The sequence below is a fragment of the Micromonospora sp. NPDC093243 genome (assembly GCF_044753725.1).
GTDB lineage: Bacteria > Actinomycetota > Actinomycetes > Mycobacteriales > Micromonosporaceae > Micromonospora.
On sequence record NZ_JBIVNT010000005.1, the window covers coordinates 355831 to 371876 of the forward strand.

The window sequence follows — 16046 nt, forward strand, 5'->3', positions numbered from 1 at the left end:
GGTTCGGTCGGCTTGATCGGCGGCGCGGTCGGGGCGGCCGGTCAGCGGGCCAGGTCGAGCAGGTGCCCCACGACGCCGGAGCCGACCAGGATGACCAGCCCGATGGCCACGAAGATGGCCGGGACGAGCCAGTGCCCGGCCCGCTCGACCAGCCGGACCACCCGCGGATGGCCCCCGAGCCAGGCGCCCGCGGCGCACCACAGCGCGATGAGCACCACGAAGACCAGCAGGAAGACCGCGCTGTCGGCCGGGCCGAGGGCGCGGAACACCGGCACGTAGACCGCGACGTTGTCGGCGCCGTTCGCGATGGTCACCCCGGCCACGCCGAGCGTGCCGGCCACCACCGTGGGCGCCTGCTCGTCGTCGCGGTCGAGCAGGGCCCGGACGCCGAGCGCGATCGGCAGCAGGCCGAGCAGCCCGGTCCACGGGTCGGGGACCACCAGCAGCCCGGCGGCGACGACCGCGCTGGCCAGCGCCAGCACGCCGATCCCCAGGTACTGCCCGGCGACGATCTGCCGGCGCCGGGGCCGGCCGGTGGTGCGGGCCGCCACGAAGAACAGGGTCAGGATGACGATGTCGTCGATGTCGGTGGCGGCGAACACCACGGCGGCGCCGGCCGCGGTGCCGAAAAGATCCATCACGCCCGGCAGGTTACGGGCCGGCTGCCCAGCGCGCTCGGACGCCCGATCGGCGAATCGCCGGTCGCCCGGGCGGAACGGCTCGCCGGCGTCACCCTATCGGGTAGCTGACATTGCATAGCGTGTCGGTTGGCGAAGAGTTGATATCTGGCGCATGATCGTTCGAGGCGGTCTAATAGGTGGGACCGTATCCGAACCGCACAGTCTGGGACGTGAGGACACAGCATGGCAGCCACCGGCACAGCCACCAGCACTGAGAAGGGTCGCCGGATCGTCGGAGCCGAGCGTCAGACGCTCGCCAAGGACCTGGTCAAGCGGTACACGTCGGGGGAGAGCATCCGCGCGCTCGCGGCCTCGACCGGCCGTTCCTACGGTTTCATCCACCGGGTTCTCACCGAATCCGGAGTGCAGCTGCGCCAGCGCGGCGGCGCCCGGCGCCGTAAGAAGGCGTGACCCGCTCCGCTACGTCGTCCATCAGCGCCGGCCCCCGGGCCGCCCGGTGACCGCCGAGGCGACCGGGGTTCGGCTGGAATGCGACGGGCCGGTCGCGACGGTCACGTTGTGCCGGCCCGACGTGCTCAACGCCCAGACCCCGGCGATGTGGCGCGCGATGAGCGACTTCTCCCGGGACCTTCCCGGCGACGTGCGCGTGGTGGTCGTCCGCGGGGAGGGGCGCGCGTTCTCCGCCGGCCTCGACCTGTCGGTCGCCGGCGCCACCGGGCCGGGCTCCTTCGCCGAGTTGGCCACCCTGCCCGAGCAGGAGTGCGCCGACCGGATCGCCGAGTTCCAGGCCGGGTTCACCTGGCTGCACCGCCCCGACGTCATCTCCGTCGCGGCCGTTCAGGGGCACGCGATCGGCGCCGGCTTCCAGCTGGCTCTCGCCTGTGACCTGCGGGTGCTCGCCGAGGACGCCAAGCTCTCCATGGCCGAGGTGACGCTCGGCCTGGTGCCGGACCTCGCCGGCACCAAGCGGCTGGTTGACCTGGTGGGCTACGCCCGGGCGCTGGAGATCTGCGCCACCGGCCGCCGGATGGACGCCGCCGAGGCGGACCGGATCGGGCTCGCCACGCTGGTCGTGCCGCCGGCCGAACTGGACGGGGCGGTGCGCGACCTGACCGCCGGGCTGCTGGTCAACAACCGGGACGCGGTGGTCGAGATCAAGGCGCTGCTGGCCGGTGCCGTCGGCCGGTCCGCCGCCGAGCAGCAGCGGGCCGAGCGTGAGGCGCAGACCCGCCGGCTGCGCGACCTGAGCGGGCGAGGAGAATAGGTAAGGACCGCACGGGAAGATCCGGGTTACTACCGAGGTTGTCACAGTCGTCGGGAGAATTGGCCTGACGGTGCGGTCAGCCCGACGACCCGGAGGTGAGCGGTGTCCAACCCGATGTCCGGCGGTGGCATGGCCGGTTGGAGCATGCTCCGGTCGATGCGCAACCAGGACGAGGTCTCCACCCACCGGCTCAAGCGCGGCGTCGCGCGGCGGATTGTCGCCTTCGCCCAGCCCTACCGGCGCGACATCATCGTCTTCCTGGTCACCGTGGTGCTCGCCGCGATCATCGGGGTGGCAACCCCGGTGCTGGCCGGTGACGTCATCAACGCGATCAACCGGGGCGGCGCCGAGGCGGGCTCGCTGGTCGTCCGGCTGGCGCTGGTCATCGCGGGCCTGGCGGTCGCCGACGCGCTGCTCTCCCTCGCCCAGCGGTGGTACTCCGCGCGGATCGGTGAGGGCATCATCCTCGACCTGCGCACCCGGGTCTACGACCACGTGCAGCGGATGCCGTTGCAGTTCTTCACCCGGACCCAGACCGGCGCACTGGTGAGCCGGCTCAACAACGACGTGCTCGGCGCCCAGCGGGCGTTCACGTCGACCCTCTCCGGCGTGGTCAGCAACGTCATCCAGCTGGTGCTCACCGCCGCCGTGATGTTCACCCTCTCCTGGCAGATCACCGCCCTCTCGCTGGTGCTCCTGCCGATCTTCATCATTCCGGCCCGCCGGGTCGGCCGGCGGCTCGCCGACATCACCCGCGAGGCGTACAACCTCGACGCGAAGATGAACGCCACGATGACCGAGCGGTTCGGTGTGGCGGGCGCGCTGCTGGTCAAGCTCTTCGGTCAGCCGGAGATCGAGGCCCGCCGGTTCGCCGGCCGGGCCGAGCGGGTACGCGACATCGGCATCCAGTCCGCCATGTACTCGCGGACCTTCTTCGTGGCCATGCTGCTGGTCGCCTCGCTGGCCCAGGCGCTCACCTACGGCCTCGGCGGCTGGCTGGCCGTCGCCGGCAACGTCAGCGCCGGCACCGTGGTGACCCTGGCGCTGCTGCTGACCCGGCTCTACGGCCCGCTCACCGCGCTCTCCAACGTCCGGGTCGACGTGATGAGCGCGCTGGTCTCCTTCGACCGGGTCTTCGAGGTGCTCGACCTGCGGCCGGGGATCCAGGAGAAGCCCGACGCGGTGCCGGTGCCCCGGGGCAGCGGCCGGGTCGAGTTCCGTGACGTGCGGTTCCGCTACCCGAGCGCCGCCGAGGTCTCCCTCGCCTCGCTCGAGGAGGTCGCCACGCTCGACCGGACGATCAACGAGCCGGTGCTGCGCGGCGTCACGTTCGGCGTGGAGCCGGGGCAGATGGTCGCCCTCGTCGGCCCCTCCGGCGCCGGGAAGTCGACGCTCTCCATGCTGATCTCGCGGGTCTACGACGTCACCGACGGCCAGGTACTGGTGGGCGGCGTCGACGTCCGCGACGCCACCCTCGCCTCGCTGCGCGACGAGATCGGCGTGGTCACCCAGGATTCGCACCTGTTCCACGAGACGATCCGCGAGAACCTGCGCTACGCCAAGCCGGACGCCACCGACGACGAGATCTGGGCCGCGCTGGCCGGCGCCCAGGTGGCCGACCTGGTTCGGTCCCTGCCCGACGGGCTCGACACCACCGTCGGCGAGCGGGGCTACCGCTTCTCCGGCGGCGAGAAGCAGCGGATCGCCATCGCCCGGCTGCTGCTGAAGGCACCATCGATCGTCATCCTCGACGAGGCGACCGCCCACCTCGACTCGGAGAGCGAGGCCGCGGTGCAGCGGGCGCTCTCGGTGGCGCTGGCCGGGCGTACCGCGCTGGTGATCGCGCACCGGCTCTCGACCGTCCGCGACGCCGACCAGATCCTGGTCCTCGACGGCGGGCGCATCGTCGAGCGGGGCCGGCACGACGAGCTGGTGGCCGTCGGCGGGCTCTACGCGGAGCTCTACCGGACCCAGTTCGCGGTCGCCGACTCGCCGGCGCCCTACGTGGACGCGACCGGGCCCGAGCCGGTGGTGCTACCGCTGGGCAGCTACGTGCCCGACGAGGCGCTGCCGCCCGCCGCGGCGAACTGACCCGCCCTCCCCAGCCGCCACCCGGCGCCGTTCGTCGGCGGCGCGGGCTCAGCGCACGATCGACGCCTGGCGCAGCTCGGCGAAGGCGGCACCCAGACTCGCCGGGGTGAAGTGCGCGTTCAACCCGCTCGGGTTGGGCAGCACCCAGAGCCGGGCGCCGGCCAGCGGCTCCGGCTGCGCGCCGAAGGTTGCCCGGGGTCGGGCGAACCCGATCCGGTACGCGGTCACCCCCACCACGGCGACCCAACGGGGCTGGTACCGGGCCACCTTCGCCCGCAGCGACTCCGCCCCGGCGATCAGTTCGGCGGTGCTCAGCTCGTCGGCACGGGCGCTGGCCCGGTCCACCATGTTGGTGATGCCGAGCCCATAGCCGGGCAGTTCGTCCTGCTCGCTGGGGTGCATCAGCCGGGGGGTGAAGCCGCCCCGGTGCAGCGCCGGCCAGAACCGGTTGCCCGGCCGCGCGAAGTGCCAGCCGGTGGCGGCCGACCAGAGGCCCGGGTTGATCCCGACGAAGAGCACGTCCAACCCGGGCGCGATCAGGTCGGGGAGGGTGCGGTCCGCCGCGGCGGCCAACTCCTCCCGGGTCGGCCGCACCGAGCGCCCGGCCGTTCCGGGCCGGCGCTCGCCCAGCGCCGGCGGAAGACCGGCTCCGCCGTCGTCGGGCGCGAGCGGGGGGCGGCGGTCGGGCGTCGGCGCAGAGCCGGGGCGGCGGTCGCCGGGCCCCGTCGGGGAACCGGGACGGGCCCGGCCGGGCCGGCGCCCGCCGGGTGGCTCCGGGTTCACAGGCCGCGCAGCGCGCCGCCGTCGACCGGGACGGTGAGCCCGGTGAGGTAGCTGGCGGCGGGGGAGAGGACGAACGCGGCCACCCGGCCGAACTCGGCCGGGTCACCGATGCGGCGCAGCGGGATCCCGGCCTCGGCTTCCGCGCGGGCCCGCTCCGGGTCGCCGGTGGCGGCGAAGAGTTCCCGGTTGCGGTCGGTGAGGATCCGGCCCGGCAGCAGACCGACGATCCGTACGCCGCGCGGGCCGTACTCGTCGGCGATGTCCTTGGCCACCCCGACCAGGCCGGGCCGCAGCCCGTTGGAGATGCCCAGCCCCGGCACCGGCCCCCGGGCCGAGGTGGAGAGGACCATCCCGATCGCGCCCCCGTCGGGCAGGGCGGCGGCGACGGTGCGCACCGTCCGGACGGTGCCCAGGAAGACGGTCTCGAAGGAGAGCCGCCACTGCTCGTCGGTGATCGTCGCGGCGCTGCCCGGCGGCGGCCCGCCGACCGAGACCAGCGCGCCGTCGAGGCGTCCGAAGTGCTCCTGGGCGGTGGCGACGAGACGTTCCGGTGTCGCCGGGTGGGCCAGGTCGGCGGTCACGCCGATGGCCCGCTCCGGCCCGCCGAGGCGCTGCGCGGCGGCGGCGACCGCATCGGCGTCCCGGGCCGAGAGCACCACCCGCGCCCCGTCGGCCACCAGGCACTCGGCGGTCGCGTAGCCGAGGCCGCGGGAGGCGCCGGTGAGCACGTACACCCGGTCGGTGAGTCCCAGATCCATGCCGTTGATCCTGCCGTACCCGATCAGCGACGGCCACCGGGCCCGGTGGCCGGGCGGCGGGCCGGGCGGAGCAGGCGTACCCGGCCGAGGAGCTGGACCGCGACGGCGCCGCCGGCGCGGCCGAGGCCCGGCAGCCGGCGCGGGCGTGGCGGCCGTTGTCCGTCGTAGCGGGCACCCGCCTCCCGGGCGGCCAGCTCGTCGGCGCCCAGCGGTGGCAGGTCACCTCGGTCGCGCAGCGCCCGGGCCAGGTCCCACCCGTCGCGCAGCGAACCGCCGGTTGGCCGGTCGCCCGCCCACGTCTGGAAGGTCGCCGGCCAGTCGGCGCCGAGACCGGCCGCGAGCAGCGGCCAGTGCCGGGCGACGTCCCCCGCGCGCTTGCGCAGCAGCGCGGCCCGAGCGGCGGCCAGCGGCGCCGGCGCGAACCCGGGCGGTACCGGACCGCCGGCCACCAGGGCGGCGACCAGCTCGGCCTGCCGGGCCGCCAACTCGCCCGACCCGGCCCGTCCGGCCGCGGCGTCGGTCATGTGACCACCGGGAAGTCCGCGGCGGCGGCGAGGGCGTCGAGCTCGGCGCGCAGCGCCGGCGCCGGCGGGTAGTCGCCGTCGCGCTCCAGCAGCAGCGCCGGCGGGCGCCGGCGGGCGCAGAGCTCACCCACCAGGTCCAGCACCGCCGGCGGCATCGGGTCGGTGTGCGTGTCGTGGTAGAAGCCGGCGTGCTCGGCACCCCCGGCGACGTGCACGTACCCGATTCGCTCCAGCGGCAGCCGGTCCAGCAGGTCGCGCGGGTCGGTACCCCGGTTGCGGGCGTTGGCGTACACGTTGGCGACGTCGAGCAGCAGCAGCGCGCCGGTGCGGTCCAGGATCTCGGTCAGGAACTGTGCCTCGTCCAGCTCGTCGTCGGGCCAGTCGAAGAGCGCGGCGATCGGCTCCAGTGCGATCGGCACCGGCAGCTCGGCCTGAGCCCGGGCGACATTGGCGCAGACCGCGTCGACCGCCGCCCGGCTGCGCGGCAGCGGCAGCAGGTGCCCGGCCTCCATCCCGCCGGCCCGGACGAAGGCGATGTGCTCGCTGACCAGCGGCGCGTCCACCAGCTCGGCCACCGCGGCCAGGTGGGCGACCCGGGCCGGGTCGACCGGCTCGGCGCCGCCGAGGGACAGCCGCACCCCGTGCGGTACGACGGTCACGCCGCGCTCGCGCAGCTGGGCCAGGCCCGCCGGCAGGGCCCGCGCCGGGGCCAGCGACTCCGCCACCACCTCGACGAAGCGCAGACCGGGCAGGTCGGCGACGAACCCGGCGATCTCGGGCCGCCAGCCGATGCCGACCCCGGTCGGGCCGGTCATCCGCCGCACCCGCCTCCGCCGCCGCAGCCGCCGCCACCCCCGCACGAACTGCCTCCGCCGCAGGAGCTGCCCCCGCCGTCCGAGCCGCCGCTGGAGCCGGACGACCAGCCGCCGCTGTCCGAGATCGCCTGCCGCTGGATCTCCGCCTGCTCGGCGAAGCCCGGGTCGAGCGCCCAGAGCGACGCGGTGCCGAAGAGCGCCACCCCCATCGCCGCGCTGGTCGCGCCGTACGTCGAGTAGGACGGGCTGGCGGAGGGGGTGAGGTGGGCGTGCTGGCGGCGCAGTTCGCGTACCACCCGCCGGCCGGCCCGGGTCTGGTTCGGCACCCGGCCGAGGTAGAGGAAGGCCAGGAAGAGCGCCACCAGGCTGAGGATCAGGTAGGCGGTCGCCCGCCCGTTGGCCAAGCCGACGACGGCGCGGACCACGCCGATGAGAATCAGGACGATCATGGCCAGCGCGCCGCGCCGGGCGGCGGACTGCTGCTCGGCCGACAGGAGCAGTCCGCGCTGCTCGAGACCCTCGCGGAGCTGGTTGAGGACGGTGACCACCCAGTGGTCCTGGCGCAGGTCGCGGACCCGGGCCCGCCGTACGGCGGCGTGGTGGATCGCCTGGCCCAGCGGGGTCGCCCCGGCGGGCAGCGGGCCGGTGGCCTTCAGCCGACGACTTCCTCCGACGCCGATCGCGCCGCTGCCGCGCAGCCCGCCGAGGGCGGCGTTGATGGCCAGCGGCGCGCCGCCGTTGAGGTAGGCGGCCTGATCCGGGCCGAGCGGCTCGCCGCCGACCTCCCGGGGTCCGGCGAGGAGCCGGACGCGGTGCAGCACGACGACCACCGCCGCGGCGGCGACCGCGAGCCAGATGCGCAGGAAGATCGGGCCGGGGATGCCCCAGGTGTCGCCCGAGGCGCCGAGAACGTTCATCGGTTGCTCCTGTCGCCGGAGGGTTCGGCGGCCCCATTGTGGAGCAGGTGCGCCATCGGGTGGGGGCGGCGGCTCCGGCGACTTCGTCGGCGGCCCCGCGCGGCGGTCAGCGGCGGCGGACCGCCTCCTCGACCAGGTCGAGCACCGGGCCGAGGTCACCGGCGGGCCGGCCCATCGCCAGGTGCAGCACCAGGCCGTCGTAGGCGAGTTCGAGGAACTGGGCGAGCACGTCGATCGGGACGTCCTCGCGGAGCACACCGGCCTCCCGCTGGCGGGCCAGCCGGTCGCGGGTCGCCTCCGCGATCGCGGCGGAGCGCTCGGCCCACCGCTTGGCGAACGCCGGGTCGGTACGCAGCCGGCGGGAGACCTCCAACTGGCTGCCCAGCCACCCGGTGGTGTCCGGGGAGACCGCCCGGGCCAGCAGGTCGCGCATCACCTGGACCAGGCCGTTGCGGGCGACCGTCTCGACCATGGTCGCGGCGTCGTCCTCGGCGACGGCGAGGAAGAGCGAGTCCTTGTCCCGGAAGTGGTGGAAGATGGCCCCCCGGGACAGCCCGGTCGCCTCCTCCAGCCGGCGCACCGTGGCGCCCTCGTAGCCGTGCCGGGCGAAACACGCCCGCGAGGCGGCGAGGATCTCCTGACGCCGCGCATCGAGCTGGTCCTGGCTTACTCTGGGCACGCCACGATCGTTCCAGGTGACCCCGGGTCATGCAAACCGTACGTACGGCTTGGGATTTTCGACGGTGCCGGCCGGCGGGCCGTGCGACCGGCCGCGCCGGTCTACCATCGGCCGGTGACGCCACCCCCCGCCACCACCGCCACCATTCCGGCCGACCGGCTGACCGTCGCCGCCGTCCAGGCCGAGCCGGTCCCCGGCGACGTCGCCGGCAACGCGGCGACCGCGGCCCGCCTGGTCGCGCGCTGCGCCGAGCAGGGCGCCCGGATCGCCGTCCTGCCGGAGCTGTTCCTCCCCGCGTACCATCCGCCCACGCTGGCGGCCGACCCGGCCGGCACCGACGTGGTGACCGACGAGGACCGCACGGTCGACGACGCCCGCCTGACGCCGCTGCGTGAGGCGGCGGTGGCCGGTGGCGTCACCGTCGTGGTGGGCGCGGCGGTACGCCACCCCGACGGACAGCGAACCATCTCGTCGTTGGTCGTCGGGCGCGGCGGCGAGGTTCGGGTGGGCTACGACAAGCAGCAGCTCTGGGGCGGTGAGCGGGAACTGTTCAGCCCCGGCACCCGGGGCGCCACCCTGCTGCTGGACGACTGGCGGCTCGGGCTCGGCATCTGCTACGACGGCTGCTTTCCCGAGCACGGCCGGGCCGCCGCCGCCGACGGCGCGCACGGCTACCTCTGCCCGAGCGGCTACCTGGCCGGCTCGGCGCATCGCCGGGACCTCTACTACCCGGCCCGGGCCCTGGACAACACCATGTACGTGGTCTTCGCCAACTCGGTCGGCGGGGCGGATCCGTGGCGGTTCAACGGCGGTGCGGCCGTCTACGACCCGGAGGGTCGCCCGCTGGCCCGGGGCGCGGACACCGGTGAGCAGGTGCTGGTCGCGACGCTGGACCCGGCGCAGTTGGCGGCCACCCGGGCGGCGCATTCGATGCTCGCCGACCGGCTGCCGGACCAGGGTCCGACCCGGCGCACGGTGTTGGCCTGAGGAGTTAACATTCCAGCCCTGTCGGGCGGCCCTGGAGTCCCGTAGGGTGCCCGAGTGCCACTGCTCCTGCTGGATCTGGACAACACCCTGCTCGATCGGGCCGGGCCGTTCCGTGCCTGGGGCCAGCGCTTTCTGGAAGACATCGGCGCGCCCCCGGCGGACATCGACTGGCTGCTCTCCGTCGACGCCGACGGGCTCACCGACCGGTGGGACGTGGCCGACGCCATCCGGGACCGGTACGCCCTGCGCATCCCCTCGATCGACCTGGTGGAGGCGCTGCACGACGGGGTGGTGGCGAACACCCGGCTCGACCCGTTGATCGCCTGTGCGCTGCGGATCGCCGACGACGCGGGCTGGATCCCGGTGGTGGTCTGCAACGGCGTGGTCCGGCAGGAGGAAGCCAAGATCCGGGGGACCGGGCTGGACCGGTACGTGGCCGACTGGGTCATCTCCGAGGAGGCCGGCGTCAGCAAGCCCAACCCCCGGATCTTCGCGCTCGCCGCCCATCGGGTCCGGATGCCGCTGCGCGGCGCCTGGGTGGTCGGCGACAGCCCGGAGGCGGACATCGGAGGCGCGGCGGCGGTCGGGTTGCCGAGTGTCTGGCTGCACCGTGGGCGGACCTGGCCGGACAGCCGGTTCGCGCCGACGCGTACCGCCGACGGGCTGATCGCCGCGGTCGCCACGGTCCTCGCCGGCTGAGCGGGCCCGCCGGGGCCGGCCCGCCGGTAATTCGGTTGACCCGCCGAGGCGTGCACGGTGAACATGGTCCGCGCATGGTGCAACCGGGCGTTCACCCGGTCGAGGAGAGGAGGTCGGTCATGGCCGTCTTCGCAGGTCGTTTCCACCTGCCTCCATCAGCCTCGATCAAGGGATCAACTCCGCAGTGCGCGAACACGACTTTCCGGCGCCCGAGCGCCGGACCCGCGGCAAAAGCCGCTTCGACGATGACGAACCGCAGTTCCTGAGGCGCGGCCGGCAGCCCGAGCCGGTCAGCACGGACCCGGACGACGAGCCCGACCCGGAGACCGGTGAGAGCTGGTCGTCTTGGGACGACGCGGTGCACGGGCCGCAGCCGCACCCCGCCTGGCTGGTCACCGAGCTCGCGGCCAAGGACACCGACCTCGGCGTGCTCAAGACCGGCAAGGAGGCGGACGTCCACCTGCTCCGGCGGGCGGTGCCCGACAGCGACCGCTCCTGCCTGCTGGCGGTGAAGCGCTACCGGGACGCCAACCACCGGCTGTTCCACCGGGACGCCGGTTATCTGGAGGGACGGCGGGTCCGTCGGTCCCGGGAGAACCGGGCGATGGCCGGCCGGACCGCCTTCGGCCGGCAGATGATCGCGGGGCAGTGGGCGGCGGCCGAGTTCGCCGCGCTGGCCCGACTCTGGGAGATCGGCGCCGAGCGCGGCACCATCTCGGTGCCCTATCCGGTGCAGCTGCGCGGCACCGAGCTGATGCTGGAGTTCCTCGGCGACCCCGAGGAGGGGCTGGCCGCGCCGCGGCTGGCCCAGGTCCGGCCGGACCCGGCCGGTCTGCGCGACCTCTGGGAGCAGTTGGTCGACGCGCTGGTGGTGCTGGCCCGGGCCGGACTGGCGCACGGCGACCTGTCGCCGTACAACCTGCTGGTGCACCGGGACCGGCTGATGATGATCGACCTGCCCCAGGTGGTCGACGTGGTGGCCAATCCGCAGGGGGGCGAGTTCCTGGCCCGGGACGTCCGGGTGGTCAGCACCTGGTTCGCCGCGCGGGGGCTGCCGGCGACGCTGGTCGACCCGGCGGTGCTGACCGAGCAGTTGCTGCGCGAGGCGGGCATCCGTTGAGCGGGGGCCGGGCGGTCGTCCTGGCCGCCCGGCCCCCGCTCGGGTCACTGCAGGTAGCGCTCGACCTCCGGCTTGGGGCGGATGCCCTGGGCGTCCGGGTCGCCGTGGGTGGAGCGGGCGGCCCGCCGGCGGCGCAGCAGGTCCCAGCACTGGTCGAGGGACTCCTCCAGCGCGCGCAGCCGGTCCCGGGCCTCGTCGTCGGTGCCCTGCTCGTGGGCCTGCGCGGCCGAGCGCAACCGGTGCTCCTCATCGACCAGCTCGGAGATCCGGTTCAGGATTGTCTTGTCGTCCATGACAAGAGCCTGGCACAGGGCACTCGGGCGCGCCCGGATTCCCCCCCGGCCGGCCGCGCCGGCACTCGTGCGGCCCTGTTCGGCTCGCCGCCGTCGGCCGCACGGGTTGTGACGGCTACCGGCCCCGAGTCCCGTTGACGGGACTCGACGCGGGTCGATGTCCGTGCCGAGGCCGGTCGATGGCCGCGGCCGGTGGTCGGTGGCTCCACCTGCGGGATTTCCACGGCCCGCCGGAGCCATCCGCATCCCTTGTGGAGGTTGCGAGATTTGCGGTGTGAGAATTTCTCGTTGGGCAGCTAGAGAAATTTGACGCGGCAATGGCATGCTCGGCGGAACGGTCACTCCGGACACCCAACCCGACACGTTCCGTTGCCCGAAAGGGGACCACCGCAGGTGGCAGCGTCAGACCCGACGCCGGTCCGCACCAGACGAGCAGGCGCGATACCCCTGCGCCACGTGGTGCCCGGCCTCCTCCGTGAACCGTCCCGTGCCCTGGTCGAGTTCGGTGAGCGCTCCGGCGGCGAGGTGGTACGACTGAACCTCGGATCGTTCCGACCGTACCTGGTCACCCACCCCGAGCATCTGCAGCGCGTCCTGCGCGAACGGTCCGCGAACTACGTACGGGCCGGCGACGGGTTGCAGTGGCGGCCGTTGAAGCGACTGTTCGGCGAGGGCATCCTCAGCGACGGCGAGCACTGGTCGAACAGCCGGCAGATCCTGCAGCCGCTCTTCACCGCCCGCCGGATCGACGGGATGATCGACCGGCTGGCCGAGGCGATCGACGACGCGGTCGACGAGTTGGAGACCCCGGCCCGCGCCGGCCAGCCGGTCGACATGGGCACCGAGCAGGCCCGGATCGTCTGCTCGGCGATCATGCGGGTCTTCTTCGCGGACAAGATCTCGGTCCCGGACGCGATGCGGATCATGGAGGCGCAGGACGCGATCGCGTGGTCGGTGATGCCGCGCATCGCCATGCCCTGGGCGCCGCTGGCCATGCCGATGCCCGGTGACCGGGCGTTCCGCAACGCCGTGCAGCTCATCGACGAGCTGCTGCTGCCGATCGTCCGCCGGGCACGGGAGACCGCGGAGACCGACGGCGACGACATCATCTCCACCCTCTGGCGTGGTCGCACCGAGGACGGCGGCCGGCTGGACGAGCAGCAGGTCCGCAACGACACCGTGGCCATGGTGGCGACCACCACCGAGACCACGATCAGCGTGCTGACCTGGCTCTGGCCGCACCTCGAACGCGCCCCGCACGTCGCCGAGCGGCTCTACGCGGAGCTGGACGAGGTGGTCGGCGACGCGCCGGTGCGCCGCGAGCACCTCAAGGAGCTGCGCTACACCCGGCAGGTCCTCGACGAGCTGCTCCGGCTGTACCCGATCGGCTGGCTCTTCCCGCGCCAGGCGATCGAGGCGGACGTCATCGGCGGGGTGAAGATCGAGGCCGGCGCCACGCTCGTGGTCAGCCCGCTGATCACGCACCGGATGTCGATGTTCTGGGACCGGCCCGAAGAGTTCGACCCGGACCGGTTCGCCCCGGAACTGACGCGTAAACGGCACCGCTACGCCCACTTCCCCTTCGGCGGCGGACCGCACCAGTGCCTCGGCATGCACCTGTTCTACCTGGAGGCGACGCTGATCGTGGCCACCGTGCTCAGCCGGTACCGGTTCCGCCTCCAGCAGCCGACCGTGCCCGGCATCAAGGTCGCGGCCGCCCTCCGGCCACGGGAGCGGGTGGAGCTGACCCTGCGGCCGGCGCGGAGCGTCGCCGCATGACGCCGGTGCAGCACCCCACCCCGGACCCGATCGAGGAACAGCTGCTGGCCGCCGCGGAACAGGGTCGGATCAGCGCCCTCGCCGCCAAGGGCCAGCGGGACCTCCAGCAGTGCGCCGCCGGGTATCCGGATCTCTTTCCGCCGCGGCCGTTCGACCCGGCGCTCTTCGGCAACGTGGCGATGGCCATCGCCTTCGGTGCCCCGTGGTGCGACGAGGCCGCGCTGCGCATCACCAACCGGGCGGTGCTGTGGGGCTTCGCCGTCGACTGGCAGGTCGACTACGTGGCCAAGTCCCGGGAGGAGATCGACCTCCTCACCGAGCGCTGTCTCGCGGTGGCGGACGGAGCGACGCCCGCGCCGGACGACCCGCTCGGCCGCTTCCTGGCGGAGCTGCGCGACGACCTGGCCGCCACGCCCGCGTTCGAGCGGTACCGGGCGGTGTGGCGCGCGGAGCTGGGCCGGGTGCTCGATGCCATGGCGCGGGAGTGGGACTGGAAGCAGACCAGCGGCGCCGACGGCGCGCCGGGGGCCCTGCCCGACCTCGAGGCGTACCTCGACAACGCGGACAACCTGGCCTGCACGGTGGTCAACGTCGTGCACTGGATCCACGCCGGCGACCCGGTGACGCTTGCCCACCTCGACCGGCTCATCGAGGCGAGCGGGGTGGTCCAGCGGATCCTGCGGCTGGTGAACGACCTGGGCACCTACGAGCGGGACCTGCGCTGGGGGGACCTGAACGCGCTGCTGCTGGTGGCCGACCGGGACGAGGTGCCGCAGCGGATCGGCACGCTGGTGGCGCAGGCCCGGGAGCTGCTCACCCCGCTACGCGAGACCTGCCCGGTGCAGGCCGACTACCTGGCCCGGCAGATCGGCTTCAGCAGCGGCTTCTACCGGTCGACCGATTTCTGGGGAGCGCTGTGACCGGTTCACCGACCCCGCGCGGCTGGGGACGGCCGGAGGTGGCCGGGGCGACCCGCGAGCTGTTGGCCGCCATGGCGCTCGAACCAGCCGGCCGCGTCACCCCCTCGGTGTACGAGACCGGACGGGTGGTCAGCGACGCGCCCTGGCTCGCCGGGCACGACCGGCGGCTGCGCTACCTGCTCGGCAGCCAACGACCCGACGGCGGCTGGGGCGCGGCGGGCGGCTATGCGCTCGTGCCGACCCTGAGCGCGGTGGAGGCGCTGCTCGCCAGCGCGCTGCCCGCCGGCGGTGACCCGACCGATCCACCGGCCGCGACGACAAGCGGGTCGTCGCCGGCGACGCCCCCCGAGGCGGCACAGCGGACGGCGCACGCGGCGGACGGGCCGGCGCGGGGCGAGTTGCTGGCGGCCGCCGGGCGGGGGCTGACGGCGCTGCGGAGCTGGCTCGCCGACGGCCCGCTGGAGCTTCCGGACACGCCGGCCGCCGATCTGATCGTGCCGGCGCTGACCGACCGGATCAACGCCCACCTCGACCGCCTCGGCGCCCGGCCGGGCGGCGACGGGTCCGGCGCGGCGCTGCCGAGCGCCGTGGACCGGCGACGCTTCGCCGCGCTGGGCGCCCTGCTGGCGACCGGCCGGCCGGTACCGCAGAAGCTGCTGCACGCCTTCGAGGTGCTCGGGCCGGCGGCCCGGGGCCGGCCGGACGTGGTGCCGGTGGCCGGCGCGGTCGGCGCCTCTCCCGCGGCGACCGCGGCGTGGCTCGACGATCCGGCGAGCGCCGATCCCGAGGTGCTGTCCTATCTCGAGGACGCGGTCCGCCAGCACGACGGCCCGGTGCCCTGCTGCACTCCGGTCACGGTCTTCGAGCGCGCCTGGACGTTGAGCAGCCTGGCCCGTGCCGGGGTGCCGGTACGGCCGACGCCCCGCCTGATCGCCGAGCTGGCCGACGCGCTCGGCCCGGAGGGCGCCGCGACCGGGCCCGGACTGCCGGCCGACGCGGACACCACCTCGGCCGCCCTGTACGCGCTCGCCCTGCTCGGCCGCCCCGTCGATCCGGCCAGCCTGCTCCGCTACGACCTGGGCAGTCACTTCTGCACCTGGCAGGGGGAGGACGGGCGCTCGGTCACCACCAACGCGCACGTGCTGGAGGCGCTGGGCTGGCACGCCGAGCACACCGCACCGGGGGTCGAGCGTTACCGCGACCGGGTGGCCGCGCTGGCGGAGTGGCTGCGCGAGCAGCAGCAGCCCGACGGCAGCTGGACCGACCGGTGGCACGCCTCGCCGTACTACGCCACCTGTTGCGCCGTGCTGGCGCTGGACGGTCACGCGCCCGCCACGGTCGCCGGCGAGGCGGTGGACCGGGCCGTCGACTGGGTCGTCGCCACCCAGCGACCGGACGGGTCGTGGGGACGCTGGGCCGGCACGGTGGAGGAGAGCGCCTACGCGTTGCACGTGCTGCTCGGCACCGACCGGCCGGTGCGACCGGGGGTGCGGGACGCGGTGATCCGCGGGCTGGCGCAGCTGGCCGCCGCGGATCCTCGGCGCGCGCACCCACCACTGTGGCACGACAAGGACCTCTACGCCCCGGTGCTGATCGTGCGGGCGGCCGTCGTCGCCGTGTGGCAGCTGGCACTGGCCAGATCGGACCTGGCCGTGGCCGTGGGGCCGGACGCGACCGCACCGCTGTCCGACGGGCCCATGATCAGGAGCGCTTGAGTGAGACAGCGGACGCTGCTAGCGTGCGCCGGGGTCGATGCGTGCGGCTGCACGCGGTACT

17 protein-coding genes are annotated in these 16046 nt (G+C 74.4%); 9 read left to right on the top strand and 8 right to left on the bottom strand.

What is annotated here, in order from left to right:
- Positions 1 to 41: 41 nt before the first annotated feature.
- Positions 42 to 638, bottom strand: a complete 597-nt coding sequence (locus tag ACIP9D_RS19220) for a cadmium resistance transporter (protein ID WP_350872956.1) — start codon at positions 636 to 638, stop codon at positions 42 to 44.
- Positions 639 to 863: 225 nt separating this feature from the next.
- Here ACIP9D_RS19220 and ACIP9D_RS19225 point away from each other — a divergent pair, with 225 nt between their 5' ends.
- The 3 genes from ACIP9D_RS19225 to ACIP9D_RS19235 all read left to right on the top strand — a co-directional run bounded on the left by ACIP9D_RS19225 (position 864) and on the right by ACIP9D_RS19235 (position 3996).
- On the top strand, positions 864 to 1091 hold the full coding sequence (locus ACIP9D_RS19225; RefSeq protein WP_007462679.1) for a helix-turn-helix domain-containing protein: 228 nt from the start codon (positions 864 to 866) through the stop codon (positions 1089 to 1091).
- 46 nt (positions 1092 to 1137) lie between these two features.
- On the top strand, positions 1138 to 1905 hold the full coding sequence (locus ACIP9D_RS19230; protein WP_350872723.1) for an enoyl-CoA hydratase/isomerase family protein: 768 nt from the start codon (positions 1138 to 1140) through the stop codon (positions 1903 to 1905).
- Positions 1906 to 2019: 114 nt separating this feature from the next.
- Positions 2020 to 3996, top strand: coding sequence for an ABC transporter ATP-binding protein (locus ACIP9D_RS19235; protein WP_350872957.1), 1977 nt, complete (start codon positions 2020 to 2022; stop codon positions 3994 to 3996).
- A gap of 48 nt (positions 3997 to 4044) precedes the next feature.
- Here the strand turns inward: ACIP9D_RS19235 and mug are convergent, their stop codons facing one another.
- The 6 genes from mug to ACIP9D_RS19265 all read right to left on the bottom strand — a co-directional run bounded on the left by mug (position 4045) and on the right by ACIP9D_RS19265 (position 8472).
- Positions 4045 to 4590, bottom strand: a complete 546-nt coding sequence (gene mug / locus ACIP9D_RS19240) for a G/U mismatch-specific DNA glycosylase (RefSeq protein ID WP_400450433.1) — start codon at positions 4588 to 4590, stop codon at positions 4045 to 4047.
- A gap of 185 nt (positions 4591 to 4775) precedes the next feature.
- Entirely contained in the window at positions 4776 to 5537 is a 762-nt protein-coding gene (locus ACIP9D_RS19245; protein ID WP_350872725.1) for an SDR family oxidoreductase, read from the bottom strand.
- Between the two features lie 23 nt (positions 5538 to 5560).
- Positions 5561 to 6061, bottom strand: a complete 501-nt coding sequence (locus ACIP9D_RS19250) for a hypothetical protein (protein WP_350872727.1) — start codon at positions 6059 to 6061, stop codon at positions 5561 to 5563.
- The gene (locus ACIP9D_RS19255; protein WP_350872728.1) at positions 6058 to 6876 is read right to left on the bottom strand and encodes a DUF692 domain-containing protein; all 819 of its coding nucleotides are present in this window, start codon (positions 6874 to 6876) and stop codon (positions 6058 to 6060) included. Before ACIP9D_RS19255 ends, ACIP9D_RS19250 begins: the two co-directional genes overlap by 4 nt.
- A complete protein-coding gene (locus tag ACIP9D_RS19260; RefSeq protein WP_350872730.1) occupies positions 6873 to 7793 on the bottom strand; it encodes a TIGR04222 domain-containing membrane protein in 921 nt (306 codons plus the stop codon). Before ACIP9D_RS19260 ends, ACIP9D_RS19255 begins: the two co-directional genes overlap by 4 nt.
- Before the next feature lie 106 nt (positions 7794 to 7899).
- On the bottom strand, positions 7900 to 8472 hold the full coding sequence (locus tag ACIP9D_RS19265) for a helix-turn-helix domain-containing protein (RefSeq protein WP_350872733.1): 573 nt from the start codon (positions 8470 to 8472) through the stop codon (positions 7900 to 7902).
- A 114-nt stretch (positions 8473 to 8586) separates the two neighbouring features.
- Here ACIP9D_RS19265 and ACIP9D_RS19270 point away from each other — a divergent pair, with 114 nt between their 5' ends.
- From ACIP9D_RS19270 to ACIP9D_RS19280, 3 genes are all read left to right on the top strand, one after another.
- A complete protein-coding gene (locus tag ACIP9D_RS19270; protein WP_350872735.1) occupies positions 8587 to 9459 on the top strand; it encodes a carbon-nitrogen hydrolase family protein in 873 nt (290 codons plus the stop codon).
- A 54-nt stretch (positions 9460 to 9513) separates the two neighbouring features.
- Positions 9514 to 10158 (top strand): HAD family hydrolase, encoded by a 645-nt coding sequence (locus tag ACIP9D_RS19275; protein WP_350872737.1) that lies wholly within the window; start codon positions 9514 to 9516, stop codon positions 10156 to 10158.
- 184 nt (positions 10159 to 10342) lie between these two features.
- Complete coding sequence (locus ACIP9D_RS19280; protein ID WP_350872739.1) at positions 10343 to 11278, top strand: RIO1 family regulatory kinase/ATPase; 936 nt, start codon at positions 10343 to 10345, stop codon at positions 11276 to 11278.
- A gap of 44 nt (positions 11279 to 11322) precedes the next feature.
- On the opposite strand, the gene ACIP9D_RS19285 is transcribed toward ACIP9D_RS19280, so the two are convergent.
- A complete protein-coding gene (locus ACIP9D_RS19285; protein WP_350872742.1) occupies positions 11323 to 11571 on the bottom strand; it encodes a DUF2630 family protein in 249 nt (82 codons plus the stop codon).
- Positions 11572 to 12012: 441 nt separating this feature from the next.
- On the opposite strand from ACIP9D_RS19285, the gene ACIP9D_RS19290 reads away from it, so the two are divergent.
- The 3 genes from ACIP9D_RS19290 to ACIP9D_RS19300 are packed head-to-tail and all read left to right on the top strand — an operon-like array spanning position 12013 to position 15985.
- Positions 12013 to 13350, top strand: coding sequence for a cytochrome P450 (locus ACIP9D_RS19290; protein ID WP_350872959.1), 1338 nt, complete (start codon positions 12013 to 12015; stop codon positions 13348 to 13350).
- Positions 13347 to 14270 carry a terpene synthase family protein gene (locus ACIP9D_RS19295; protein WP_350872744.1) on the top strand — a complete coding sequence of 308 codons (924 nt, stop codon included), beginning with the start codon at positions 13347 to 13349 and terminating at the stop codon, positions 14268 to 14270. Before ACIP9D_RS19290 ends, ACIP9D_RS19295 begins: the two co-directional genes overlap by 4 nt.
- Entirely contained in the window at positions 14267 to 15985 is a 1719-nt protein-coding gene (locus ACIP9D_RS19300; RefSeq protein ID WP_350872747.1) for a prenyltransferase/squalene oxidase repeat-containing protein, read from the top strand. The genes ACIP9D_RS19295 and ACIP9D_RS19300 overlap by 4 nt, the downstream gene beginning before the upstream one ends.
- The last annotated feature ends 61 nt before the right edge of the window (positions 15986 to 16046 follow it).

Bases quoted from the DNA above. Each gene is read 5' to 3' on its own strand.
- ACIP9D_RS19220 (WP_350872956.1), bottom strand. From the start codon at position 638: ATGGATCTTTTCGGCACCGCGGCCGGCGCCGCCGTGGTGTTCGCCGCC.
- ACIP9D_RS19225 (WP_007462679.1), top strand. From the start codon at position 864: ATGGCAGCCACCGGCACAGCCACCAGCACTGAGAAGGGTCGCCGGATC.
- ACIP9D_RS19235 (WP_350872957.1), top strand. From the start codon at position 2,020: ATGTCCGGCGGTGGCATGGCCGGTTGGAGCATGCTCCGGTCGATGCGC.
- ACIP9D_RS19245 (WP_350872725.1), bottom strand. From the start codon at position 5,537: ATGGATCTGGGACTCACCGACCGGGTGTACGTGCTCACCGGCGCCTCC.
- ACIP9D_RS19250 (WP_350872727.1), bottom strand. From the start codon at position 6,061: ATGACCGACGCCGCGGCCGGACGGGCCGGGTCGGGCGAGTTGGCGGCC.
- ACIP9D_RS19255 (WP_350872728.1), bottom strand. From the start codon at position 6,876: ATGACCGGCCCGACCGGGGTCGGCATCGGCTGGCGGCCCGAGATCGCC.
- ACIP9D_RS19260 (WP_350872730.1), bottom strand. From the start codon at position 7,793: ATGAACGTTCTCGGCGCCTCGGGCGACACCTGGGGCATCCCCGGCCCG.
- ACIP9D_RS19285 (WP_350872742.1), bottom strand. From the start codon at position 11,571: ATGGACGACAAGACAATCCTGAACCGGATCTCCGAGCTGGTCGATGAG.
- ACIP9D_RS19295 (WP_350872744.1), top strand. From the start codon at position 13,347: ATGACGCCGGTGCAGCACCCCACCCCGGACCCGATCGAGGAACAGCTG.